At 60.6% G+C, this 26,132-nt stretch carries 15 protein-coding genes; 5 read left to right on the top strand and 10 right to left on the bottom strand.

Annotated elements, in window-relative coordinates:
• Positions 1-69: 69 nt before the first annotated feature.
• Positions 70-1,488 (top strand): amino acid permease, encoded by a 1,419-nt coding sequence (locus AD670_RS14900; protein ID WP_053133578.1) that lies wholly within the window; start codon positions 70-72, stop codon positions 1,486-1,488.
• Between the two features lie 50 nt (positions 1,489-1,538).
• Here AD670_RS14900 and AD670_RS14895 read toward each other — a convergent pair whose 3' ends face one another.
• Together AD670_RS14895 and AD670_RS14890 are read right to left on the bottom strand one after the other, a co-directional pair.
• Positions 1,539-8,027, bottom strand: coding sequence for an NEL-type E3 ubiquitin ligase domain-containing protein (locus tag AD670_RS14895; protein WP_053133575.1), 6,489 nt, complete (start codon positions 8,025-8,027; stop codon positions 1,539-1,541).
• Between the two features lie 62 nt (positions 8,028-8,089).
• Positions 8,090-9,226 (bottom strand): OpgC family protein, encoded by a 1,137-nt coding sequence (locus tag AD670_RS14890; protein ID WP_053133572.1) that lies wholly within the window; start codon positions 9,224-9,226, stop codon positions 8,090-8,092.
• 223 nt (positions 9,227-9,449) lie between these two features.
• Here AD670_RS14890 and AD670_RS14885 point away from each other — a divergent pair, with 223 nt between their 5' ends.
• Genes AD670_RS14885 through AD670_RS14875 form a run of 3 tightly spaced genes read left to right on the top strand, consistent with a single transcriptional unit; the run spans position 9,450 to position 12,282 of the window.
• On the top strand, positions 9,450-9,824 hold the full coding sequence (locus AD670_RS14885; protein ID WP_053133569.1) for a GtrA family protein: 375 nt from the start codon (positions 9,450-9,452) through the stop codon (positions 9,822-9,824).
• Positions 9,821-10,774: a glycosyltransferase family 2 protein gene (locus AD670_RS14880; protein ID WP_053133566.1), complete on the top strand. Its 954-nt coding sequence runs from the start codon at positions 9,821-9,823 to the stop codon at positions 10,772-10,774. Before AD670_RS14885 ends, AD670_RS14880 begins: the two co-directional genes overlap by 4 nt.
• A 26-nt stretch (positions 10,775-10,800) precedes the next feature.
• On the top strand, positions 10,801-12,282 hold the full coding sequence (locus AD670_RS14875) for a glucosyltransferase domain-containing protein (RefSeq protein ID WP_053133563.1): 1,482 nt from the start codon (positions 10,801-10,803) through the stop codon (positions 12,280-12,282).
• A gap of 192 nt (positions 12,283-12,474) precedes the next feature.
• On the opposite strand, the gene AD670_RS14870 is transcribed toward AD670_RS14875, so the two are convergent.
• From AD670_RS14870 to AD670_RS14835, 8 genes are all read right to left on the bottom strand, one after another.
• Entirely contained in the window at positions 12,475-12,759 is a 285-nt protein-coding gene (locus AD670_RS14870) for a putative quinol monooxygenase (RefSeq protein WP_053133560.1), read from the bottom strand.
• Positions 12,760-12,771: 12 nt separating this feature from the next.
• A complete protein-coding gene (locus tag AD670_RS14865; protein ID WP_053133557.1) occupies positions 12,772-14,391 on the bottom strand; it encodes an FMN-binding glutamate synthase family protein in 1,620 nt (539 codons plus the stop codon).
• A gap of 81 nt (positions 14,392-14,472) precedes the next feature.
• Positions 14,473-16,737, bottom strand: a complete 2,265-nt coding sequence (locus tag AD670_RS14860; RefSeq protein ID WP_053133554.1) for a glycoside hydrolase family 3 N-terminal domain-containing protein — start codon at positions 16,735-16,737, stop codon at positions 14,473-14,475.
• Complete coding sequence (locus AD670_RS14855; RefSeq protein WP_053133551.1) at positions 16,734-18,365, bottom strand: glucan biosynthesis protein; 1,632 nt, start codon at positions 18,363-18,365, stop codon at positions 16,734-16,736. Before AD670_RS14855 ends, AD670_RS14860 begins: the two co-directional genes overlap by 4 nt.
• Before the next feature lie 159 nt (positions 18,366-18,524).
• Positions 18,525-19,904, bottom strand: coding sequence for an ATP-binding protein (locus tag AD670_RS14850; RefSeq protein ID WP_053133548.1), 1,380 nt, complete (start codon positions 19,902-19,904; stop codon positions 18,525-18,527).
• Complete coding sequence (locus AD670_RS14845; RefSeq protein ID WP_053133544.1) at positions 19,901-21,712, bottom strand: DAHL domain-containing protein; 1,812 nt, start codon at positions 21,710-21,712, stop codon at positions 19,901-19,903. Before AD670_RS14845 ends, AD670_RS14850 begins: the two co-directional genes overlap by 4 nt.
• 10 nt (positions 21,713-21,722) lie before the next feature.
• Complete coding sequence (locus tag AD670_RS14840; protein ID WP_371263183.1) at positions 21,723-22,712, bottom strand: cytochrome-c peroxidase; 990 nt, start codon at positions 22,710-22,712, stop codon at positions 21,723-21,725.
• A 4-nt stretch (positions 22,713-22,716) separates the two neighbouring features.
• The gene (locus AD670_RS14835) at positions 22,717-24,591 is read right to left on the bottom strand and encodes a bifunctional diguanylate cyclase/phosphodiesterase (RefSeq protein ID WP_053133539.1); all 1,875 of its coding nucleotides are present in this window, start codon (positions 24,589-24,591) and stop codon (positions 22,717-22,719) included.
• 219 nt (positions 24,592-24,810) lie between these two features.
• Between AD670_RS14835 and AD670_RS14830 the strand changes: the two genes are divergently transcribed.
• Complete coding sequence (locus AD670_RS14830; RefSeq protein ID WP_053133536.1) at positions 24,811-26,127, top strand: HD domain-containing phosphohydrolase; 1,317 nt, start codon at positions 24,811-24,813, stop codon at positions 26,125-26,127.
• The last annotated feature ends 5 nt before the right edge of the window (positions 26,128-26,132 follow it).

Here is a 26,132-nt window from a genome sequence, read left to right as displayed (position 1 = left end):
CTGGCACACCCGCCGTGGCGTGCCGGACTCGGAGGCTCATATCCAATAACAAGACGAGGTTGTATCCCTATGCCAGTCGGCAACCACCTGCCCCATGGCGAGACCGCTTCGGGCGGCCCGCTCAAACGCGAACTGGGCGAACGGCATATTCGCCTGATGGCGCTCGGCGCCTGTATCGGTGTCGGCCTGTTCCTGGGCTCGGCCAAGGCCATCGAAATGGCCGGTCCGGCCATCATGCTCTCCTACATTATCGGTGGCCTGGCCATCCTGGTGATCATGCGCGCCCTCGGCGAGATGGCCGTGCATAACCCGGTGGCCGGCTCGTTCAGCCGCTATGCCCAGGATTACCTCGGCCCGTTGGCGGGTTTTTTGACTGGCTGGAACTACTGGTTCCTGTGGCTGGTGACGTGTGTGGCAGAGATCACCGCCGTGGCGGTGTACATGGGCGTGTGGTTCCCCGATACGCCGCGCTGGATCTGGGCCCTGGCGGCCCTGATCAGCATGGGTACCATCAACCTGATCGCGGTAAAGGCCTTCGGTGAGTTCGAATTCTGGTTCGCGCTGATCAAGATCGTCACCATCATTGCCATGGTGATCGGCGGCGTCGGCATCATCGCGTTCGGCTTTGGTAACGACGGCGTGGCACTGGGTATCTCCAACCTGTGGGCCCACGGCGGCTTCATGCCCAATGGCGTGCAGGGTGTGTTGATGTCCCTGCAAATGGTGATGTTCGCTTACCTGGGTGTAGAGATGATCGGCCTCACCGCCGGTGAAGCAAAGAACCCGCAGAAGACCATTCCCCGTGCAATCGGCTCGGTGTTCTGGCGCATTTTGCTGTTCTACGTGGGCGCGTTGTTCGTGATTCTGTCGATCTACCCGTGGAATGAAATCGGCACCCAGGGCAGCCCGTTCGTGATGACCTTCGAGCGCCTGGGTATCAAGACTGCGGCCGGCATCATCAACTTCGTGGTGATCACCGCAGCGTTGTCATCCTGCAACGGCGGCATCTTCAGCACCGGGCGCATGCTCTACAGCCTGGCGCAGAATGGCCAGGCACCCGCGGCGTTCGGTACCACATCGCGCAACGGTGTACCGCGCAAAGCGCTGCTGTTGTCGATCTTTGCCTTGCTGCTGGGGGTGTTGCTCAATTACCTGGTACCCGAGAAAGTCTTCGTCTGGGTTACGTCCATCGCCACCTTCGGCGCGATCTGGACGTGGGTCATGATCCTGCTGGCCCAGCTCAAGTTTCGTAAGAGCCTGAGCCCGGCCGAACAGAAAGCCCTCAAGTACCGCATGTGGCTGTACCCGCTCAGTTCGTACCTGGCCCTGGCGTTCCTGGTGCTGGTGGTGGGCCTGATGGCGTACTTCCCGGACACCCGCGTGGCGCTGTATGTCGGGCCGGTGTTCCTGGTGCTGCTGACGGTGTTGTTCTACGTGTTCAAACTGCAACCGACCCAGGTCGGCGTGGGTTCACAGCGTTCGGCGTGATCCCTTGAAACATGGCCTGCCTGTTTTTCCGCAGGCAGGCCAGTCGTGGTTCAGACGCGCTGTAGCGTCCGTTGCGTGCCCTCCGTCAACTGTCGTACCAGGCGGTTGTACTCGTCGGTTTCCTCGTCGATCAATAACTGGCGTCGGTTCCAGTATTCATCGGAGTCCCGGCTCGGGAACTCCTGATCCAACGCACTGACCTTATAGGCGATGGTGCTCTTGACGGTAAAAAACGCCTCCGGCTCAGCGCTGGCCAAATACTCGATCCAGAACTCGGTCGTCAGGATGGCCTCCTGCAGGGCAGGTGACTGGCCGAGCGCGCGCAGCGTCGCACGGGCCCGATTGATCACCTCGTCAGTCACATAGCTATCCACGGTGTAGAGCAATTCCAGTGGATAGAACGGCAAGTTGAATTCGCGCGCCAGTTTACTGCGCAGGTAAACGGTGACTTCGGCGGGGTCGACTTCCAGTCGGGCGCGCTCGCGCTCGAGAATGAACTGATCGGAAAAATGATCCAGCTGATTCAGGTAGAAACAGCGCCTGGCCAGATCCAGCAATGCCCGATCAGCCAGGTAACTCCTGGGTTGCTGCTTGGCCTGGTGAATGCGGTGATGCAGTTCCATGTTGGTAAAGGCCAGGATCACGCTGTCGCCGCAATTGCCTGAGCCGTAGGTATTGAGGCACACCGTGTTGCGCAATTGCGTCGACTCGCCCATGGCAATCAGTAAGTCCCACACTCGATCCGTCAGACGCATTCTTGACTCTACTGTGCGGTACGCGAGCGTTCGCGGCAGGTCGCGCAGCACCCGGAAAACATCGTCGGCACTCGCCGTTTCATTGGCTTTCAACTGTTCCCACAGCTGTCGGCGCGCTGGCACGTCCGTGGGGGCTACGCCCGACAGCCAGGTGTCGAAGTCATTCGACGCCACCGGTGCATGGGCCGGCGTATACAATCGGCCGCCCAGGGAAATACCGGTATCGAGGCGGTACGTTTCGATGCGCGCCAGGGTCTCGGCCGACAGCGGGTTCTCGTGCAGGAAGGTGTTGCGATTGGTCATTTGCAGCCATGGGTTGGTGAAGACCTCTTCCGGAATCGTGGTGATCGAGTTGGTCTGCAGGTGCAGTTGGGTCAGCACCGGCAGCGCACTGGCGCCAATCGGCCATTGCGTAATGCCGGTGTTGGCGAGCATCAGGGTGCTCAGCTGGGTCATTTGGCTGACGTCCGGTGTGAGGGTCAGGTCCGGGTTGTCGGTCAGATCCAGTTTTTGCAGGTTGACCATGCTCGCCAGGCGTACCACCGCCTCTTCGGTCAACCGAATGTCGTTGTCGCTCAGGTAAAGGTGGGTGAGCGAGGTCATCTCGGTGATCGCGCTCGGCAGTTCCGTTAGCCGACATTCGAGGTGCAATGCCTTGAGCTGGGTGAATTTGGCCAGGAAATCTGGCCCCGTGGCCGGGAACGTGTTGCTGTAAATCCTCAGGTATTCAATGTGATTGAACGCGCGGGTGTCCGTTATGAAGGACGCCGGGGGAAAGGTTTCGTCGTCCAAGTGCAATTCGAGTGACTGTAGGTGGTACAGCCCTTCCAGGAAGAACATGGTGTTTGCACGTTGCCAGGCCGAGCGCAGTTGGGCGGCGATAACGCGACGTGGGTAACGGCGCACTTCCCGGGGGGCGGCTACAAGATCTTCGTTTGAAGACGACCCTTCGCTCCAGCGCATCAGCGCGTTTTCCATGGCCACGAACTCGCCCTGGAGGCGCTCCAGTTCGATCAACTTTTCCGGGTCAGTCATGTTCAAGGTCTGGAGAAAACGTCGCGCATCGTCATCGTTGAAATGCGGATAAAGCGCCTGGACCTTGGCCACCAGGTCCGGTGGGCGGCGACCGCGGAACGGCCAGATACGCTGCCAGAACGGGTACACCAGAAATGTGCGGTCGACGCCCATGGCCGGTTGCATCCAGGGTTGCAAGTGGGGGATATCCAGCAGGTGCTTGATTTCCACACGACGGGCGAAGGCCAACTCGGCCAGTTGGTTGCGCAGATGGCGGATGCCGCTCTGGGTGTCGACCTCAAGAAGGGCTTTCTCGGCAGGCGACAAGGTACTGAGAATGACCTGCAGCAATCTGGTCGAGGGTGTGCCCAGCGGCTCGCCCTGCAGATCATAGGCCTGATAACCACGGTTGGTTTTGGCCACGGTCTTGCGTGATGCGCCGCCCAGGTGCCCGGCGGTTTCCAGCAAGCGACCCTGGTTATCCCGTTCGCGAATATCGATGCGCAGGTTCCTAGGCCAGCCGGGCAGGATGCGCAGCAGGTACAGGGTGATCCGGTCGCTGTCGGCATTGGCGCAGGCATCCACGTACAAGCCTTCGAACGCGCGGTTCAGGCGCAATTCGTGGGCGCTCAGGCGTGCCTGCTCGCCAATTCGCAGGCTCAGTTGGTTGCGCTCATTGAGCTGTTTGAGCTCGCGTGCCGTGGCTTGGCCGAGAATCGCCTTGACCGTATTGTTGGGCAGGTTCGGGTGCATGGCCTTGAAGCGACGCTGCTGCTCGGTGCCTTCGGACTCGCTTTGGCGATACAGGGACTCGAGGATTTTCGCGCGTTCGCGGTCAGTGAACTCAACGATGCGGGTGATCAGTTGGATTCGGCGCTGTTCCAGCGTTTCGGGTAACTGTCCCAGCAGGCCCCTGACCACCTCATCGTGGGGCAGAAGGGCCTCCAGCAGCCTTGGATTTTCGAGCGTTGCAACGCTGATCTCCACGGTCTGCTGATCAGATTGCGGGCGTTCGTGGTAGCGATGGATGACGCGGTTGTCGCTGTCGACAAGCTGCAACACGTGGCTGGCGGGCCAGCCCGGCAGGCTGGTGATCACCAGCAACTGCAGGTCAGGGCGGGCGGAGGAGGCGGTGGGCAGTTCATACATCGCTTCGATGAACCGGTCGATTTCCTGGTCAATGCGCAAGCGCTTGCAGGTATCCGTCAGCAAGGGTGGAGCAGCGTGGCCGTTGCGGTGTACGCGGCGCAGCACATGGGGCGGGGTATCGGTCAGGGCGAGAATCGTGCTGGCCGTGTCCTCGGTAAAGGCGTTGTGGTCGCCGCCCAGTCGATAGAGCAGGCTGTGGTCGTCCCAACTCATCGGGTTCTCAGTGGACAAGCGCCAGGCGCCGTCACCGTTGTGCTCCAGGGTCGGCGTTTCGACGCCGATCTTTTGCGGGTGTTTGAACCGCCACTTGAGTACCTGTTTGTCGTAGACGATCCGGTACCAGGAGCCGAACAGCGGCAGGTATTGGTCGCCGTCAAGGCGGGTGATGCCGAGAGCGTCGGGCCGCAAATTGGCCGGCATGGACAGGGTGTGTTCGTACTGCGCCAGCGAGCCATCGGCCAGTCGCACAAAACCTTCCGGGCCGCGTTGTTGGCTCATGTAGTTGCCCAGGGTGTTGCGCAGGCCTCTGGCGTCGGTTTCGCTGCTCATGCCCAGCTGTTGTCGCTCGTGGGGTTGCAGCACCGAGCCGATGGCCAGGTAAAAACTGTCCACCGCCGGTGACACCGCAATCGTGCCGGCATTGCGCATGTCATAGGCCTCATACACGCCTTCGCCGTAGTGGCGCAGTTCCACCGTGAGGTCATCAGCGCCGCTGGAGCGATAGGGCTTGGCGATGTTGCCCGCGACGACTTCGGTGATGACGAAAGGGCGCTTGAGGCGTTGGCGGATCAAGGCCGAAGCGAACTCCCTGGCCCATTGATCGGTGTCGTTGTTGAACTGCCGTGGGTGATACAACGCGTCGATCGCGGCATCGATGCGCAGGGCAGTGCGGTGGTTGTCCAGGTGTTCGGCAAAGGCCGTTGGCAATGTCCCTTCGCGCAGGTAGGCCTGCTGTTGGCGCAGGGTAAGCGGGTGCTGTTGCAGCAGCCGCTGGAGCAGGGCCGGCGTCAACGGGCTGTTGTGGTCACGCAATTTTTTCAGCAAGGCGGTGGCCGGCACCAGAGGCGCCGAGGCCTTGACCGCGAGGAAGCGTCTGACGTTGGGCGGCGGTAGTTGCTCACTTTTCTCATAACCGGCGTAGTTCACCAGCGCGGAAAACAGCGCCATGCGTTCGCGACGGGCCAGGCTGCAGACGGCGCGACGTACCGCCAGGATCCGCTGTTCGGGCGTGCTGTCGGGTTGTTCGGTCAGGCCCAACTGCGAGGTGGTCGGTTGCAGCTCAATCACCAGGCTCAGCAGCGGGTCGTCCCGATGGTGGGGCTGGCCACGGTCTGCTTCGGCCTGATAGCTGCCCTCTGCGCTGCGGATAATCGTGAGGGTGGTCACTGAGGGCACGGGCGTTTCGGTTTTCCCATAGGTTTCGATGACGCTGCCTTGCGGGTCGCTGATGCTCAGTAGCACCGCGGCCGGCCATTCGGGCAATTGGGTCAGCAGGCACAGCACCACGCTGTCGCCATAGGGCGGCAGGTAGCCGGCTTCGTGAAAGCGATTAATGATTTGCTCGATGACTTGGTCGGCCTGCAGGCGGCGGACGCCTTCGATCAGGTTCCAGGGCGCCGGTTCGCCGTGCCAGGCATTCTCCAGGGCTGCGCGGGAGGTGGCGGTGCTGCGCAGCATCCGCTCCAGGTCAGCCTCCAGGATAATCGACGAACCACTGGGCAGCATGCGCTGCAGCAGTTGGGTATCCGATAGGGCTTGGTTGTCGTGCAGGTCGAAGGTCCACGCTTGCAAGGCCGGGTCAAACACAATCGGGGGGTTGTAGGGGCTGCGGCTGTGCTTGAGCACATAGCGCTGAGTGGCCTGGTCGTGGACAACCTCTGCCACCACCGTCTGTTCCTCATGACGCAGTTTGACGTAGTAGTTGTTGTGTACGCTGAATACGCCCAGGGCGTCCGCGCGTTTGCCCTCGAGTACGTATGGCTTTGGATGGGCATAGGCGCGGGCGTCGGGCTTCCACAGTTCCTCAACACCGTCCGGACGCGTGACTTTGCGCGGGTTGCCCAGGCGTTGCAGGTATTCAAGCATGCGCTGATGATGGAGCTTGCTCGCGATACCGATCAAACGCCCGCTGATGGCCAGGTCGGCGACGTCGGTGAGGGTCGAAGCAAAGCCGCTGGCATCGCCCTTGACCGCTTCATTGAGGCCCACGCTGACGCTGTAGGTCATACTGCCCAGCACCGCCAGTTGCATCAGCCGGTTGAGCCCAGTGACTCCGCCGGGCAGCGGCGTGAGCAGCAGCTGCAGGACTTCGCCGGCGATGGCCGCGGCGGCGTCCTTGAGTGCTTGCCAGTCGGTGTCGGAGCGGGTGTTGGCCAGAGTGTCCATGTCGGCCTGACAACGTTGTAACTGGCGGTAGGTCAGGGTTTGCAGCAGCGTTTTGGCGGGGCCGGTGTAGGGGTCGGTGGAGAAGCGAATGTCATCCAGGGTTCGCTCCGGAAAGGCCTTGTGAAAACCGTCATAGAGTTTTCCCGCCAACCAACTCAAGCCTTCCGGGCGCTTTTCCAGGGTCAGCAAGGGTTTGAAGACGGACATCCCCACTAACGGCAGTTGTCGGGAAAACCAACCCAGGTCGTCTTTTCTGTGACTGTCCACAAGCTGTTGGCGGAAATCGGCCTCTGCCGATTGCGCATCGCTGTGATAGCGCAACGCACCGCCGGGGCGGAAGGGGAAATAGGACAGCACTCCCAGGCTTGCAACCCTGATCAACAGCAAAGGCACCGGGATGGCGTTGTCCCAAGGTACGAAGGGCACCGAGATAATGGGGGTGACGCCCGATGTCAGGCTCAAACTGTCGACCTGCAGTGGCGGCCCACTGCCTTCGATTGACGCCATGAGGCTGTCGTACATGGCGCGGGTCAGGCCGTTGTGCGCGCGGTTGCGCCAGGCGTCGAGGGCATCGAACCGCAGAAGGGCCGAGGCCGCTGCACCCATCAGGCGGTTGAGCGTGCCGTCCTGGCCCAGGGTCGCGCGAATGGTTTGCTGCAGTTTGTGGCCCAGGTCCAACTCGCGGGCGACATCGACGAACTCGCGGGCACTCAGGCTGGTGTCGCCGTTGAAACCCACCACGCGGCTGGCGCCGATCAGGCTGTAGCCGGAGTCTGTCGTCAGATAGGAGGTAAAACCGAAATTCACGCAAGCCGCCTCCCACAGCGACATGCTCTTGACGTGGACGACTTCGGTGTACTCCAGCACGGAGCGGCGAGGGACTCTGACGTAGCTACCTGGCTGCCGGTCCCAGGGCAGGGGTTGCTGGACCTTTTCGATGTAGGTGGTATCGAAGCGGTACTGCTCGGGATCGCGCCCGCCGAGCCTGCTGCGTAGCTGTGCGAGGCCGTCTTCCTTGAAGGTGCGTACGACCCGTTCTTTCTCGGCGTCAACCGCCGTCAGCGCCGCGAGGGCCTGGCGTTGCAGCTGCAGGAAACGTTGTTTTTCCTCAGCATCCAGGCCATCCAGGGCCTGGAGCACATTGCGCTGGATCAGCTCCAGCGCCTGTTGCTGGGCCCAGCGGGTACTCGACTGCAAATTGCCGGACAGGCCGTTGAGTAATTGATGAGACGGCATGCGCTCTACCTTTCACGATAAGTGGAAGGCAGATGGAATCACCGCGCATGCCGGCGCTGGGGCTAACTATTTAACTGCCGCGCAGTGCTGCGCTGGCGCAGGTCCAGCTGTTTGTTGAACTCCAGCCACGCTGCCAGCCCGGCCATCAACGCCATCCCCAGCAGGGCACTGAAAATCTGCATGGGCCAGGCATCACCGGCTTGGGCGTTGAGCATGTCCGCCAAGGGGGCCAGTAGCACGCCGAGGCAGAACACTTCCAGGGAGTAGCGGCCCATGCGGCAACTTTGTTCGGCCAGCCAGTTTTGCGTCCAGCCGCGGCCGGGCAACAGTTTGGCGGTGACATACGCCAGGGCCAGGAAGTGCAGCAGGCGCAGTGGCGACAGGTCGGTCTTGCTGATGGGATAGATCAAATCGCTGAGCCAGGCGGGCATCAGCGCGTCGTGCACTTCGGGCCAGCGCCAGGAGAGCGTCAGCACACCGGCCAGCACGGTGTACACCGCCGCCGCCATGAACAGCGGCTGGCGTGCCAGCGCACGCGTGTCTGCGGGGCGCGCCCGTGTGGCCTGGATCGCGGCCGCGCCACCGAGGATAAACAGGAACTGCCAGGTCACCGGGTTGAAGTACCACACGCCATCGGCAATCGCCCGTAGGTTCCAGCCCATCCACGGTGCCAGCAGGTACACCGTCGCCGACCCGACCACCACCAGCCAGGTCCTGCGCAGCAGCAACGGCAACACCAGCGGCAGGCCCGCGAGCAGCACGATATACAGCGGCAACGGGTCCATCAGGTTGGGCTTGAAGCGCAGCAGCAGCTCATCGGTGAGGGCCTGTTGCGGGTGGGTGACGAAATGGGTCAGGCCCATCTCCTCGACCAGGTCGCGGGTTTCCACATGGCTGTTGGCGAAGAACACGATGCCCATCAGCATCGCCAGCAAAAAGATATGCACCACGTACAACACCCAGGCGCGGCGCAGGATTTTCAGTGAGGCGATCCAGTAGCCGTCGCGTTGCAGGATCTTGCCGTAGGCCAGCACCGCCGCGTAGCCGGCGAGAAATACAAACACCTCCGCAGCATCGCTGAAACCAACATTGCGCAGGGTGATCTGGCCGAGGGGATTGTGGGGGACGTGATCCCAGAAAATAAAGATCAACGCCAGGCCCCGAAAAAAATCGATGCGTGGGTCGCGTCCGTTCAGCATGGCAGCGGGCTCTTGAACAATAAGTTTAGTAATGACAGGCGAACGCGCACGTTGTCGTACGCCGCGTGTCGGGCGGGCGCAGGTTGGCGATATTTGTAAACAATTGCAAAGGTTGGGTATTACTGAATGTCTCAACTGCGCGCAGCGGCGACCTGTTAATTCTGACAGTAGACGAACAACAGATGCCATGGCTTGCTGGAGGCTGGCGAAACAGGGGGACGGCATGACCAACCTGTGGAAGGGGTTCTCCAGCTACACAGTGATCGGGGTCGCCAACACGCTGATCCACTGGCAGCTGTTTTTTGTGTTCAGGACCGCGCTGGACCTCAGCCAGGCCGCGAGCAACGTCCTGGCCTTTGGCGTGGCGGCGTCTTTCTCGTTTTATGTCAACGCGATCTACACCTTTGTCGTGCCTGTCTCGCTGACGCGTTATCTGTTGTTTATGGCATGCATGGGCGGTTTGAGCCTGGGAGTGGGGTGGCTGGCGGACCGTTGGCGCTGGCCGGGTATCGTCACGGTGCTGGGCTTTTCGCTGTTGAGCCTGGTCTGCGGTTTCCTGCTGTCCAGGTGGGTGGTGTTTCGTGAGCGTGGGCAATGAAGATTTCGCTGATCGTGCCGGTGTTCAACGAAGAACAGGCGATCGAGCCGTTCTACCGGGCAGTGCGTGAGGCGCAGGATTTGCAGACTCACAGGATTGAAGTCGTGCTTATCAACGATGGCAGCACCGACCGTACCGCCGAACGTGCCCGGGCGCTGGCCATGGCGGACAGCGATATGGTGCTGATCAATCTGTCGCGCAATTTCGGCAAGGAGGCCGCGCTGTTCGCCGGGCTTGAATACGCGACGGGTGATGCCGTGGTGCCCATGGATGTGGACCTGCAGGATCCGGTCGAGGTGATCCCGCGCTTGATCCATGAATGGCAGGGCGGCGCCGATGTGGTGCTGGCCAAACGTCGTGACCGCTCCAGTGACGGCTACCTCAAGCGCCGCAGTGCGTCGATGTTCTATCACTTGCTCAACCGTATTTCCTACACGCATATCGAAGAAAACGTCGGCGACTTTCGGCTGATGGATCGCAAGGTGGTGGACGTGATCAAGGCGCTGCCCGAACAGCAGTTATTCATGAAGGGCGTGTTGTCCTGGGCCGGCTTTACCGTGGCCATTGTCGAATACGATCGAGCACCCCGCACGGTGGGCCAGAGCAAATTCAACGCATGGAAACTGTGGAACCTGGCGTTGGACGGGATCACCTCGTTCAGCACGTTGCCGCTGCGGTTATGGAGCTATATCGGCAGTGTGATTTCGCTGATCGCGTTGGTGTACGCCGGGTACCTGGCGTTGGACAAAGTGCTGTTTGGCAATGACGTGCCGGGGTATCCGTCGTTAATGACGGCGATCTTGTTCCTGGGTGGCGTGCAACTGATTGGGATCGGGATACTGGGGGAGTATGTAGGGCGTATCTATATGGAAACCAAACATCGGCCGCGCTATGTGGTTAAAGGCGTTGTGCGTCGGGTAGAGCAAGCCTGCGAAAAAATCGGTGTTTAGCGGGGGCTTAGAGGAGGCGCCGGAACATGTGTAAGCATGAATGGTCGAGAAGAGAAAGTTTTATATTCTTTTTGGTGGCGGTTTTAGTCTATGTATATCCATTGATTCTGGCTGACTATTTTTACGTTGAAGACAGTTTCAGGGCCGCGTCCGGGTATGCGTCATGGCGGGCTGAAGGGCGTTTTTTAATTGATGGTTTTTATCATTTATTATCCCTGTCAAATGGCACGCCCGACTCTTTTCCATTGGGCTTGCTGGTGGCGGGTTTGTTCATGGCAAAGGCGCTGGAGAAACTCGCATTTCATTATTTCAGTCAGGTGAATGTGTGTTCGTCGGCGGTGGTGTTGCCGATGTTTTTCAGTCCCTTGTTTTTGAGTGATCTCGTTTATAAATACGACGGCCCGGTGATGACGGTAGGGTTGGCGATGATAGTGTTTGCTATCACTTTGAAGTCTGAAAGAAAGTGGGTTGAATGGTGGGGCGCAAGTTTACTGGTTGGCTGTGCACTGTGTGTTTATCAGCCACTCATCAATGCGTTTTTCGGGTTGTGCTGCATCGAGTTGTACAGAGCGATTAACGATCAAAAAGCAACTCGCGAGTGGGTGATGTTGGGTGTTGAAAAGGCAGCTCAAGCAGGCGTTGCCGCCCTTTTTTATCTCTTCGCGATCGTGCCGTTCATGGGCAAGGAACGGCAGCGGCTGCTTGCTTTGGATGAGAATTGGCCGATTGTCATCTTCCAGCGCCTGGAAAGCGCTGAAGAACGGATTCGCCCTTTGTACACGGGTGGGCATGCAGGGTTTTTCGCGGTGATGGCGATTCTGTTTGGGCTGGGTTATGCCTGGGCGTGGTGTTCTGGAATGCGTGAAAGACCAGGCTGGGTGAGTAAAGTTCTGATGAGTGTGGCTTATGTGTCGATAGTACCGTTGATGATAATTTCTGTGCCTGGAATCATGCTGGTTTTTTTCTACGAGAATAATGACTCAAGGGCAATGTTGGGGGCCGGGCCTTTACTGGTTTTTATAGTGCTGGTGATCTACCAGTGGTTAAGTGCTGTGCAGCGCAAGTTAACGGTGTTGGTGGTGCTGCCGGTAATTTTAATGGTGTCCGTTTCTTATAGTTATGGTCGGGTTTTGAGTTTGAAGAGGACGCTGGAAACTGACCTGATGAGTAGTTTGGCCTATTCGATCAGCGCTAATGCAACGCTTGCTTCGGTAAAGGTCTTTTACTTTAATGCCAGTGCTCAGGACTTTTGGTTGCCGGCCTCTGCTGGAACTGTGTCAATCATGCCGGTCATGCCGTATCTGGTGGGCGCTGATTTTTTGTTTTTACCAGAGGCGATGGCCAGGGTGGGGATCACCAATGTGGTCCAAGCCAGCCACGAACATTCGGCCGATGTACGCCTGAAACGCGACGCCCGGCCCATAGTCGATAATTTGTTTTACTCCATATATCTGGAAGATGGCGACGGCTATATCGTCATGAAACAACAGCCTCGTGTTAATCCGTGAAGGGTTTTTTAACCCGAGGTTGGGAGCTATACCGCTTCACCTCGCCATCAATGATCACCCACCGGCCCCGGCACTTGGATTTCCAACTGTCAGGCAGTTGCCCGGCGATTACAGCGAAGTCCAGTAACGGCATGTGAAGCTCCTTGTTTCAACGATGCCGTCGGTGGTCCGGTCCAGCGGGGAAAGGGTGGGCTAGAACGCATCCATCAACAGTACTTTGCACGGCTTGGCCTGATACTCGTTGATCTGCGGCACCAGCCGGGTGAAGTGTTCGGTCCGGCAATGGGTGTCGAGCGCGGCCTGATCGGGCCATTGCTCGATGAAAATGAAGTGCCCTGGGTCTTTCTGATCAACAAACAGATCGTACGAAATGCACAGCGGTTCCTGGCGGGTTTTTTCCACCAGTTCGGCGTACCAGGGCCGCACGATGTCGAGGTATTCGGGTTTGATGAAATCTTCAGCGATGACTTTCAACATGAGCTGGGTCCTTTAAGCGGCGGCGACTTCGTGGGGTTCAAAACTGTCCGCGCGTGCCATCTGCCACATGCGTGAATAGAACTCGCCATTCACTTCACCGGTGAGCAACTCCCCCGGTTTCAAGAACACATGCAACTGTGAGAACAGCTTGATCTCGGTCGCTGACATGCGCCGCACCAGGTGCTTGGCCGACAGCTGCGACGGATGATCCAGGCCTGCCGCCGCGAGCATCTCGGCGAGGGCCTTGAGGGTGTTGCGGTGGAAGTTGAACACGCGCTGGGCCTTGTCCGGTACCACCAGGGCGCGTTGGCGCAGCGGATCCTGGGTCGCGACGCCGGTGGGGCATTTGTTGGTGTGGCAGCTTTGGGACTGGATGCAGCCGATGGCGAACATGAAGCCGCGCGCCGAGTTGGCCCAGTCGGCACCGATGGCCAGTACGCTGGCGATATCGAAGGCGCTGACGATCTTACCGCTGGCGCCGAGCTTGATCTTGTCGCGCAGGTTCAGGCCCACCAGGGTGTTGTGCACGAACAACAGGCCTTCACGCAGCGGCACGCCGATATGGTCGGTGAACTCCACGGGCGCGGCGCCGGTCCCGCCTTCCTTGCCGTCGACCACGATAAAGTCCGGGAGGATGCCGGTTTCGAGCATGGCCTTGGCAATGCCCATGAACTCCCACGGGTGGCCCAGGCAGAACTTGAAGCCCACCGGCTTGCCGCGGGACAGTTCGCGCAGTTGTGCGATGAACTGCATCAGCTCGATAGGGGTGGAGAACGCACTGTGACGCGACGGCGAGATACAGTCTTCGCCCATCAGGATGCCGCGCGTCTCGGCGATTTCCTTAGTCACCTTGTGCTTGGGCAGGATCCCGCCGTGGCCGGGCTTGGCGCCCTGGCTCATCTTGATTTCGATCATGCGCACCTGCGGGTTTTGCGCCTGCACCGCAAAGCGCTCCGGGTCGAAGCGACCGTCGCTGGTGCGGCAACCGAAGTAGCCGCTGCCCAGTTCCCAGGTCAGGTCGCCGCCGTTTTCGCGGTGATAGGGGCTGATGCTGCCTTCGCCGGTGTCATGGGCGAAATTGCCGAGCTTGGCGCCTTGGTTGAGCGCGCGAATCGCGTTGGCGCTCAACGAGCCAAAGCTCATCGCCGAGATATTGAACACCGACGCCGAATACGGCTGCGTGCATTGCGGGCCGCCGACCATCACGCGAAAGGCGCTGGGGTCGCTCAGCGGCGCGGGGCGCATGGAGTGGCCGATAAATTCGAAGCCCGACTGGTACACGTCGATCAGGGTGCCAAAAGGCTTGTCAGCCGTTTCGTTCTTGGCGCGCGAGTAAACCAGCGAGCGTTGCGAGCGCGAGAAGGGCAGGGCGTCGCTGTCGGACTCCAGCAGGTACTGGCGGATTTCCGGGCGGATGGCTTCCACCAGGTAACGGATATTGCCCAGGATCGGGTAGTTGCGGCGCACGGCGTGGGGGCTTTGCAGCAGGTCGAAAATGCCGATCAGGCTCAACACGCCGGTGACCAAGGTAATGGGCCACAGCCATTCGTGTTGGATAAAGGGGAGGCTGGCGAGGGTGAAAATGACGCACACGGCAAAGAAGGCGTAACGGCTTAGCAAGGACAGGCTCATACGGTTTCCTTGGGTTCGGACTCTCAGGTCGATCCGGCATTCTGCGCCAGTAACGAAAGGCCAGACAACCTGCAGGTGTCCTCAGTGTGATCCCCGTGATGGGACAGACTGGCCCGAAATAGACAATGCGCGGCTATCGGTCAGTTCAAACCGGGCCTGGTTTTCGGTGGTCGAATCTGCCCCGACGAAGACGGTGAACGTGCCGGCCTCAACCACCGGCGAAAAATCGCTGTCCAGCAGGGCGAAGTCCTCTTGGTCAAGGGTGAAGGTCAGCTCCCGAGCCTCGCCGGGTGCCAAATGCACTTTGCGAAAACCGCGTAATTGGCGAACCGGGCGGGTCACGCTGGCGACATCATCGCGCAGGTACAACTGCACGATTTCTTCGCCTGAGCGCGCTCCGGTATTGGTGACGGTGACCGTTACGGCCAACGCTTGGGTAGACGCCAGCCGCTGCGCGCTGAGCCGCGGCGCGGAGTAGCTGAACGAGGTGTAGCTCAGGCCGAAACCGAAGGGATACAGCGGCGCCCAGTGCTCATCGATATAGCCGGAAGCATACCTTTCATCGCCGCTGGGCGGACGACCGGTGCTCTTGTGCGCGTAGTAGAGGGGGATCTGACCCACGCTGCGAGGGAACGTGATCGGCAGTTTGCCGCTGGGGTTGACGTCACCGAACAGGATATCGGCCACGGCATTGCCCATCTCACTGCCCAGGAACCAGGTTTCCAGCAGCGCCGGCGCCTGGCGCACGGTCTGCGAGAGCACCAGCGGGCGGCCATTCATCAGCACGATGACCACAGGTTTGCCGCTGTCCAGCAGGGCGCGCAACAGCGCCTCCTGGGCACCCGGCAAGCCCAGGTCCGCGCGACTGCGGGCTTCGCCGCTCTGATCCGCGCGCTCGCCGAGCACGGCGACCACCACCTCGGCAAGGCGGGCGGCCTGCCGGACCTCGATGAGGTTCTGAGTGTCGTCGCTGATGGGCGAAGCGCCGGGCAGGTAAACCACCTCAGTGTCAGGGGCGACGGCGCGGCGTATGCCCTGCAAGACCGTGATCGAATCTTCGGGATGACCCGCCAAGGCCCATGGGCCGATCGTGGCCTCGGCATCCGTGGCCAGGCTGCCGACCACCAGCACGTTACGCAGGTGCTTGGACAGCGGCAGCAGGGCGTCGGTATTTTTCAACAGTACGATGGACTTCTGCGCGGCCTCGCGCGCCAGTGCCCGGTGCTGCGGTGTCAGCACATTGGCCCGTTGCCGCGCCTCATCGCTGTAGCGGTAGGGATCTTCAAGCAGCCCCAGGCGCTGTTTGGCCTGGAGTACGCGGCGCACCGCAGCGTCCACGGCTGCCAGGGAAACCTGGCCATTGCGCACCAGCGAGGGCAGGTATTGGCGGTAAGTCTGGCTCGCCATGTCGATGTCCACGCCGGCGTTGAACGCCAGCCTTGCCCTGTCGGCCGGGCCTCCTGCGATGCCGTGCTGGCTCAGCTCCCAAATGGCGTTGAAGTCACTGACAATGAGGCCGCGAAACCTCCATTGATTGCGCAGCACTCCGGTCAACAGGGCGGTGTTGCTGTGCAGGGGTGTCCCGGCCAGTTCGTTGAACGAGGGCATGATCCCGTCGACGCCAGCCGCCACAGCCGCCTGGAAAGGCGGCAAGTACACTTCCCGCACAGTGCGTTCCGATACGTCGGCGACGTTGTAGTCGCGCCCGCCTTCGGCCGCGCCGTAGGTCACGAAGTGTTTCGCGGTCGCCAGCATAAAGGTGGGGTCTGGAGGCCCGTCACCGTGGAACCCCTGCACTTTGGCGCTGGCCAGCGCCGCGCCCAGGAACGGATCTTCGCCGGTACCTTCCACCACGCGGCCCCAGCGCGGGTCGCGGGCAATGTCGACCATGGGGGCGAAGGTCCAATGCACGCCGCTGGCCGTCGCTTCAACGGCCGCCGCGCGAGCGGTCCGTTGTGCCAGGGCAGGGTCCCAGGCCGCGGCTTCTGCCAGCGGAACGGGAAATACGGTACGAAAGCCGTGAATCACATCGAACGCAAACAACAGCGGTATATGCAGGCGCGAATGCGTGACGACCTGTTCCTGCAACTGGCGAGTCCGCTCGAAACCATAGGCGCCGAGGACTGAGCCAACGGTGCTCATGGGCAGTTGCGCCAGTTCGCCCTGGTCAATGACCGGGCCGGTAGGCGTGTCCTGGACGCCGAGTTGGTTGAGTTGGCCAACTTTTTCTTCGAGCGTCATCTGCTGCAACAAGCGCTCGACGGGGTCTTGCTCGCCGGCGCTGAGAGCGCTGCCGCTGAGACTGAACGCCAGGTAGCACAGCGCCAATTTGCTATAGAGCCTCACGGGCGATTGCCGGTGTCAGCCGTTGAAGGGGTACCGATTGCCGTCGAATCCGAATTGAAGGGGTGGTACTGATACAGCCAGGTCTCTGACAACGGCTGGCCGTCAAGGCGCAGGAAAAGGCGCAATTCCACTGGATCCTTGCCGTCGACGGTCAAATCGAACTGTGCTCGCCAATGGCCGGCGACGTCATCCGGCACCGCTTCGGTAAAGGCCTGGCTGAGCTCGCCTCTGGAGCAACTGATCACGGCCTCGGGCTTGACCCCCGGCGCAAGTTTTTCCAAGGGGGCGCCTTGGAATTCGACCACGAATTTACGCACCCCCACAGGGCGCGGCTGGCCCGGTTGGCCGCCCTTGCCCAGGCGTGTGGCCACGCACACTGCCAATGGCGAAGCGTAGGGCTCCTGGGCCAGCCAGTGCAGGCGATAACGCAGCGCATAGCGGTTGCCCGCTTCCGCTGGCGCCGAGGGCACCCACATCGCGACGATGTTGTCGTGGATCTCGTCGTCGGTGCCGTTTTCCATCAGTTGCACGCTGCCGTCGCCCCAATCGCCCAATGGCTCGACCCACAGGCTGGGACGCCGCTGGTAATTCACACCATCGAGGTAGTGGTCAAAATTGCGGTCGCGCTGTAGCAGGCCGAAGCCCTTCGGTTGGTGGTCGCTGAACGCCGAAACCATAGTGCGTGGCGGGTTGTTCAAGGGACGCCAGATACGTTCTCCGTTGCCGGTCCAGAGCCCCAGGCCGTCACTGTCGTGGACCTCGGGGCGCCAGTCGGCGGCGGTGCGCTTGGCGGTTTCACTGAACCAGAACATCGAGGTCACCGGAGCAATGCCCAGCCGGCTGACGTTCTTGCGCAGGAAAAACGTGCAGTCGATGTCCATGACCACGCCCCGTGTGCGGTGGATCTCGAAGCGGTAGGCCCCGCAGATACTGGGACCGTCGAGCCGCGCGTAGAGGGTCATGGCGTTTGCGTGTGGGTTCTTTGGCGGCTCGAACCAGATGTGGGTGAAGTCGGGAAATTCTTCGGCCTTGCCGGCTTGTGCCACATCCAGGGCAATCGCCCGTGCCGATAGACCGTACTGGTACAACTCGCCGATGGCCCGGAAGTACGACGCGCCAAGAAAGGCCACCCAGTCGTTCTGTTGCCACGCCAACCTGGCTTGGTCGCCCAGGCGGCTTTCCTGGATACGAAAGCCGGCGAACCCACTGTTATGGGGCAAGGCATGGGCCGGGCTGTCGCCTGGCATATCGAAGTACGCCGGGTCGTAGACGATCTCGCGGGCGATGCCGTTGTCCAGGACATACATCCTCACGGGGGTGCGAAAAAACGACCCCAAGTGAAAGAAGGTCACGGGGAACTTGCCGGGGCCTTTGGCGAACAGGGCACGCTCGGGTTTGAAGCGGATCTGGCCGTGGGCGGCGTAGTCGAGTCTCGCCAGCAGCGTGGCCGATGCGGTGCTGGGGTAGGTGTAGGGTTTCAAGGCATCGGCTTGTGCCTGTTCGATCAGGTCTTCGAAGGAAAACGCGCTGGGCGGGTCGGTTGTATCGGTCGCCAGGGCGCCCCTGCCCAGTGGCGTGAGCAAGGCGCCCAGTGAAGCGTATGTAAGGAACTCGCGGCGCGTAGACATGGTGTCCTTTCCTTCGACGATGAGGGTCCGGGCCTCACGTTCAGCACGCCACCGGCATGCAACCGTGTTGCTTGTGTGGAGTGTCGAGTTGGGAAAAGAGTCTGTCTACTGTCAGAAATAACAGGTTGTGGGGGAGGACGGATGGGTCGGCGGCGTGCCCTACGCCGCCGTCTGCCGAATCGGCAGTACCACGCGGAACGTCGTGCCCTTGCCCAACTCGCTGCTGACAGAGATATCGCCACGGTGTTTCTTGACGATGCCGTAGGAGAGCGATAGCCCCAACCCCGTGCCTTCACCCACCGGCTTGGTGGTGAAAAACGGATCGAAGATTTTCTGCACCGCCTCGGGGGCAATGCCGCAGCCGTTGTCTGCCACTTCCAGCCACACGTTCTCGCCGTCCACACCGTTGCTGATGGTGATGGTGCCGCGCTCCGGCCCCATGGCCTGCGCCGCATTGATGACCAGGTTCATCACCACCTGGTTGAGCTGCGAGGCCAGGCATTCGATCTCTGGCAGCGGCGCGTAGTGCTTGATCACATCGGCCTTGTATTTGAGTTCGCTGGCAACGATGTTCAGCGTGGAGTCGATGCCCTGTTGCAGGTTTGCAAATTGCCAGGCCTGGTCGTTGTCCACCCGCGAAAAGTTTTTCAGGTCCTTGACGATCTGCGCCACGCGACCGATGCCTTCCTTGGACTCGCGGATCAATATCGGAATGTCATCCTGTAGAAAGTCCAGTTCCAGGCGGATACGCAATGCCTTGAGCTGCTCGTGCTGTTCACCCGTGGCGAGGTTTTCTTCGGCCTGCCGGTAAGCCTCCAGCATCTGTTGCAACTGGTTGAAGTAGCCGTCGAGAGTACTGAGGTTGGACGAGATAAAGCCCACCGGGTTGTTGATCTCATGGGCCACGCCTGCGGCGAGTTGGCCCAGCGAAGCGAGTTTTTCCGACTGCACCAGTTGGCTTTCCAGGTGCTTGCGCTCTTCGATTTCCTGCTGCAGCGCTTGCGTGCGTTGTTCCACCAGCCGTTCCAGCTGGGTGGTTTGCAGGGTGGCGCGGCGGGCCATGTCCCATTTATTGGCCAGTGTGTTGGCCATCTGCTGGACTTCGATGTTGTCGAACGGCTTTTTCAGGATCAGCAAGCGATCATGGCCGTGCAGGCGCTCCAGCAGGTCTTCCCAGGAATAGTCCGAGTACGCGGTGCACACCACCACTTGCAGGTCGGGGGCGACTTTCCAGAGTTCTTCTATGGTCTTCGCACCGTCCCAGCCTTGGGGCATACGCATGTCGACAAACGCCAGGGCATAGGGCTGCTGTTGCGCCATGGCGGTGATGAGCAACTGCAGGCCTTCTTCGCCGCCATAGGCCGAGTGCAGTTCGAACACCTTGGCCTGGGCTTTGGCGGTATTGCCGAAGAGTGCCGACTCCATGTCATCCAGCACCTGGTTGGATTCAACGGCAGGCATCAGGATCTTGCGGAAGTCATCGTGAATCGACGGCGTGTCATCAATCAACAGGATGCGCCGGTTGGGAGGTTGGTTCATACGGGACTTCCGGCAGGAGTGAGGGGGATTGTCAGGGTGAATATTGCACCTTGGCCCGGCCCGTCGCTATGGGCGGTGAGCTGTCCATTCATTTCCACGGCGGCCAGTGCGCAGCTGTGCAGGCCGAAACCGTGACCTTCCTTGCGAGTGGTAAAGCCGTGGGTAAATATGCGGGTCATGTTCTCGGCCGGTATGCCTTCACCTTCGTCCTTCACACTGATCTGCAGGGTGTCATCATCCAGCTGCAGGACCGTCAGGGTCATCTGCCGTGGCCGGTCGGTGAGGTTGGACATGGCGTACTTGGCGTTGCTGATCAGGTTGACCATGATCAGCAGCAAGCGGTGTTTGTCGCCGAGGACTTCCGGTACCGGCCCATAGTGCTTGACCACCGTGACGTTGTGCCGGCTCAGTGCCCCCGCGTTCATGCGCAGGGCGTCCTCCATCAAGGCGCTGATCTGCACCGGCTCCTTCAGTGAGGCTGCCCCCGCATAGGATTGTTGGGTGGAGACGATGTCCTTGATGTGGTCCACGCTTTTGCTCAATTGCCCCAGCTCCTCGATCAGGCCTTGTTGCTCGACGGCAATGGCGTCCACCAACTGGTTCAAGTAGCCGGGCAGCAGCTTGCCCTTTTCATCCTCGGTGATAAAAGTGCCCAGGTCGCCCTGGCGCTCGTTGATCAGCTGCATGGCTTTGCCCAGGCCCATTGCCTTGCTGCTGCGCAGTTTGCGGGTGACCAGGTCGGCGGAGATGTTCACGCTGTTAAGCACGTTGCCGACGTTGTGCAGCACGTTGGTGGCGATCTCCGCCATGCCGGCCTGGCGCGCGCTGTCCATCAGCTCGCTTTGGGCATCCTTGAGCTGTTGGGTGCGCCGTTCCACGCGCTGTTCCAGGGTTTCGTTCACTGCCTGCAAAGCGCGATTGACGCGGTTGATCTCGGCGAAACTGCGCAGCAGGCGAATCGTCAGGTACAGCAGCAGGGCCACCAGCAGGGTCGAGAACACCAGCAGGTAGCGGTGGTATTGCTGTTCGACCAGGTCGACGGCCTGTTGGTCCTGGTTGAGGTGGGTGGTCAGGTCATCCAGGCGTTCGGCCACCGGGATCGCGGCGATCTCTTCGAGCAAGGTGTTCACCACGGGCTGCTCGCGCAAGATCAGTTCGATGTGATTGCTCAGGATCTCCACCGGGGCGCGGAACTCGCTGGGCAGCAGTTCCTTGTTGACGGCCAGCTTGCCCAGGCCGACGAGGATGTCGGCGGCGCGCTCTTGGGTGGTGACCTGGGCGAATTCCAGGCTGCTGAGCAACAAGTCGTAGGTGTCGGTGGCCACGCTTTGCAGCTGCAGTTTGCTGTCGCCGTCGACCTGGTTGAACTGCGCCTGGATATCGTCTTCGGCCGTCGGCAGGAAGGCCAGGGAATTGCGCAACACGGCATTGTGGGACTTGAACTGGTCGATGCGCCGGGCTTTTTCCTGGATGGCCGCTCGATAAGCCTGCTGGCTGGCTTGCCAGGCGGGCAGGTCCTGCGGGCTGTGGTACGAGTCGTGCGCTTCCAGCTCGGCCCACAGCCGGGTCATTTCTGTCAGGGGGGCCACCAGGGGGTCGTAATTGTGGGTAATGGCGATCCTGGCCTTGAGTACTTCGCTGTCCCACTGGGCGTTAAGTTGCTGTAGCTGCCGGATCAGGTCCCTGGACTGGGTGTAAGAGGACGCCTGGTTGCTGGACGACTTGACGTACAGAAAGATCAGCGTCGAGGCCAGCAACAGGGTGATGAACCCCAAGGCCAGGCTGGTGCGGCGGCGATAGAGGGTCATGACGGTCTGCTCATAAAGGCTTGCCCGACCATTCGCCGGTCAAGGTCTTGAGAAACTGGATAATCAGGTCTTTATCCTCCTGCGAGGGGTTGCGCCCCAGTTGGAACTTGAACATGACGTCGACCGCTTCTTCCAGGGTCTTGGCCGACGCATCGTGAAAATACGGCGCCGTGACCGCGACGTTGCGCAGGCTGGGCACCTTGAACACATGGAGGTCTTCTTCATCCTTGGTCAGCAGGTAACGCCCCAGGTCCGACTCGACGGGGTTGCCGCGTGCCTTGAAGTAGTCGCCCATCACCCCGAACTTCTGGAACATGTTGCCGCCGATGTTGATGCCCTGGTGACAGGCGATGCAGCCGTAATCCTTGAAGCGCTGGTAACCGTACTTTTCCTGGATCGTGAGGATTTCCGTGTTGCCCAGCAGGTACTGGTCAAACCGTGAGTTGGGCGTCAGCAGCGTGCGTTCGTAGGTGGCCAGGGCGTTTTGCACGTTGGCGGCGGTGACGCCATCGGGGTAGGCCTGTTTGAACGCTGCCTGGTAGACGGGCAGGGCGGAGAGGTTCTGCACCACGGTTTTCCAGTCGCTGCCCATTTCCACCGGGCTGATGACCACTTGCTCGACCTGTGCCTCCAGGGTGTCCACCCGGCCGTTCCAGAACTGTTTGAAATTCAGGCTGGCGTTGAACATCGAAGGGGTGTTGATCTCCACGGGCTTGCCGTCGAAACCGATGGAGAACGGTTTATTGTCGGCGCCCCCGGATTCGAGGTGATGGCAGCTGGCACAGGACAGCGTGTTGTTGACCGACAGGCGCGGCTCATTGAACAGTTTGCGCCCCAGCTCGACCTTGGCCGGGTCGAGTTGCGGTACCGGTGGCAACGGTTTGAGCGCTTCGTCCAGCGGCGCGGCCGTTACGGTCATCCCCAGACTCAACCCCAACGTCAGGATGAGGCCGAAACAGTAGGTTGAGACGTCGCTCAAGCGAGCACTCCTTGCAAGCATAGGGCTATTGATCGGGCATCAGCGTGAGGCTACCCAGCTGCAGTAACTGGGCGAAATCCTTCGCAGGTACCGCCTTGCTGAACAGAAAACCCTGGCCCTCTTCACACTGCTGGGACCTCAGGAAGTTCAGCTGTTCGACGGTCTCCACCCCTTCGGCGATGATGTTCAGCTCCAGGCTCCTGCCCATGCCGATGATAGCGCTGATCAGCTGCGCGTCCTGGCTATTTTCGTGCAGCCCGCGCACGAATGATTGATCGATCTTCAGCACATCGATAGGAAAGCGTCGCAGGTAGCTGAGGCTGGAGTAGCCGGTGCCGAAATCATCCAGGGCCAGGCGCACGCCCATGGCCTTGATCCGGTTCAGAATATCGACCGTATCGTCGACATTCTGCATCAGCACGCTTTCGGTGATCTCCAGCTCCAGCAGGTTGGGCGGCAGGCCGGTCTGCTTCAGGATGGCAGCCAGATTGTCGACAAACTCCCGTTGGCGGAAGTCGATGGCCGAGATGTTCACCGAGATGCGCAGCGGCGCCAGGCCCATGGTGCGCCAGGCCTGTGCCTGTTCGCAGGCGTGGCGCAGCACCCACTGGGTCACGGCGACGATCAGCCCGCTGTCTTCCGCCACTGGGATGAAGTCCGCCGGGTGAACCCAGCCCGAGCGCGGTTGAAACCAGCGGATCAGCGCCTCCGCGCCGGTGATTCGCCCGGTTTTAAGGTCCAGCTTGGGCTGGTAGTGCAGCGCAAACTCATTGTGTTCCAGGGCCTGGCGGATCGCGCTTTCCAGGTTCTGCTGGTGCTGGGCGCGCAGGTTCATGTCTTCGGTGTAGAAGCTCAGGTCGTCCGGGCCACGCTCCTTCGTGGTGTGCATGGCGGTTTCGGCGTGCTTGATCAGCTCCACGGCGGTGCTGCTGTCATTCGGATAGATGCTGATGCCCAGGCTGGCGGTGACGCTCAGGTCGTGTCCCGCGATATGGCGTGTGACGCTGATGGCCTTGAGTACCTTCTGGGCGATGTGCTGGGTTTGTAGGGGGTGCTGGACATCATTGAGCAGGATCACAAACTCGTCCGAGACATAGCGAAACACCGAGTCCGACTCCCGTACGGCTGCCACCAGGCTTTGGCTGACCTGCTGGAGCACCTCATCCCCCACCGGATAACCCAGAGCGTTGTTGATGCGCTTGAAGCGGTCGAGGCCGATAAACATCACCGCCAGTTGCGTGTCATGGCGCCGGCCCAGGGCAATGGCCTGGGTCAGGCGGTCGCCCAGCAACGCGCTGTTGGGCAACTCCGTGAGCGCGTCGTATTGCAACAGGTGCGAGACTTTCAGCAACTCCTGCACGCGTTCCTCAATGGTGCGTTCCAGCCCGATCACCTTGAGGGCGGCATCCTGGGCGAGCTGCCATTTCCAGGTCAGGGCGCTGGCCATCTGGCGGATTTCCAGGTGGTCGAAGGGCTTCTTCAGGATCAGCAACTGGTCGTTGTACTTCAATCGTGCTTCGATCGCTTCAAACGAATAGTCGGAATAGGCGGTGCACAGGGCGATCTGCAGGTTGGGATCGACGTTCCACAACTGCTCGATGGTGTGCAGGCCGTCCCAGCCAGGCGGCATGCGCATGTCGATGAACGCCATGGCGTAGGGGGTATTGGCTGCCAGGGCCCGATTCACCAGGTCCAAGGCTTCCTGACCCTGATAGGCGGAATCCAGCATAAACGCCTGGCGCGCAACGGTCGTTGTGCCGAACAGGGTTTGCTCAAGGGTATCCAGGGAAGGCTCGTCGTCGGCGTCGGCGCACAGGATCTTGCGAAAGTCCAGGTGGATGGACGTGGTGTCATCGACGATGAGGATACGACGGTTGGCCCGTTCTGAGTTCGGGCTCATAGTGCGCGTCTCATCTGCAAAAGGTTCGACGGCATAACCATTCCTTCCTTGATTCCATGGCGGAGCGGGGCGCAGACCTGCTGTGGCAGTGTAGTCGAGGTCCCTTGAATTCGGCGGCCAGTTGGCGTCAAATCAACCCCGCGCCTTAAGCGAGGGAAGACGGCTTGGCACACGGGTTCAAATCAGCTCAATTCAGTTCAATGTGAAGGCGCAGCAGGCATGGATGAACTACTTGCGACGAAACCCACTATTTTGCTGGTCGACGATGAAGAGTCGATCCTCAACAGCTTGCGTCGCCTGTTGCGCGGCCAACCCTTCGATATCGTGCTCGCGGGCAGCGGCGCCGAGGCCCTGGAGGTCATGGCCGCTCAGCCCATCGACCTGGTGATGAGCGATGCGCGCATGCCCGGCATGGACGGCGCGCAGTTGCTGGCCGAGGTTCATCGCCTTTATCCCGCCACCAGTCGCATCCTGCTCACCGGCTACGCCGACCTGCCGACGATCATCAAGGCGATCAACGAAGGGGCGATCCACCGCTATATCGGCAAACCCTGGAACGATGACGAACTGAAGCTGATCCTGCAGCAGGCCCTGGAGCTTCAGCGCCTGGAACGCCTGGCCCATCAGCAGAACGAGCAGCTCAAGCTATTGAATGCCACCCTGGAAAAGCGCGTGGCAGCACGGACCAGTGAGCTGCAACAGACCGCCGACATGCTCGACCTGGCCTACGAGGAGCTCAAGCGCAGCTACGTGACCGGTACCGAAGTGTTTTCGCTGTTGGCCAACCTGCGCCTGCCCAAGAACAAACAGACCAACCGTGCACTGATCGAACTGGTGCGCGTGTACTGCACCGCCCAGTCCATCGACGAAGCCAGCGCCCGCGACATGGCCATGGCCGCCGCGTTGTACAACATCGGCAAACTGAGCTGGAGCGACAGTATGTTGATCGAGCCGGCCGACAAACTGCACAGCACCGACCGCGAGCGGTACCGCGGCTATCCGACCCAGAGCGAATCGCTGTTGATGACCCTGGAGCCGATGAAGGATGCGGCGCGGATTATTCGTCATCACCAGGAGCGCTGGGACGGCAGTGGTTTCCCCGACCACCTCAAGGGCGAGGCGATTCCGTTCGGTTCACGCCTGCTGAAACTGGCGGTGGACTTCATCGAATTGCAGAAAGGCCTGATCCTTGAGCGGCATCTGAACAGCGATGAAGCGCTGTTGTATATCCGCAAATATGCCGGGCGCCTCTACGATCCGGAGCTGGTCGAGGACTTCATCCTGGCGTGCGCTGCGTTTCTCAGTGACGTGACCCTGGGTGATCCCACGGTCAAGGTGCTCTCCACCCGTGAACTGGAAGACGGCATGGTCCTGGCGCGTAACCTCAACGCCGATAACGGCATGTTGCTGCTCAATGCCGGCAAGGTGCTGAACCTGCCGTTGGTGGACAAGCTGATTGCGTTCGAGGCGATGGAAGGCGCCAAGTACAGCGTGTTTATCAAGGAGCCGGACGAGACCGACGCGGTGCTTCATTAATTTTC

Origin of the sequence: Pseudomonas sp. MIACH, assembly GCF_001269925.1 — a bacterium.
Taxonomy (GTDB): Bacteria; Pseudomonadota; Gammaproteobacteria; order Pseudomonadales; family Pseudomonadaceae; genus Aquipseudomonas.
Note: the sequence above shows the minus strand (reverse complement) of the source record. Positions and strands in the feature narration are given on the sequence as shown.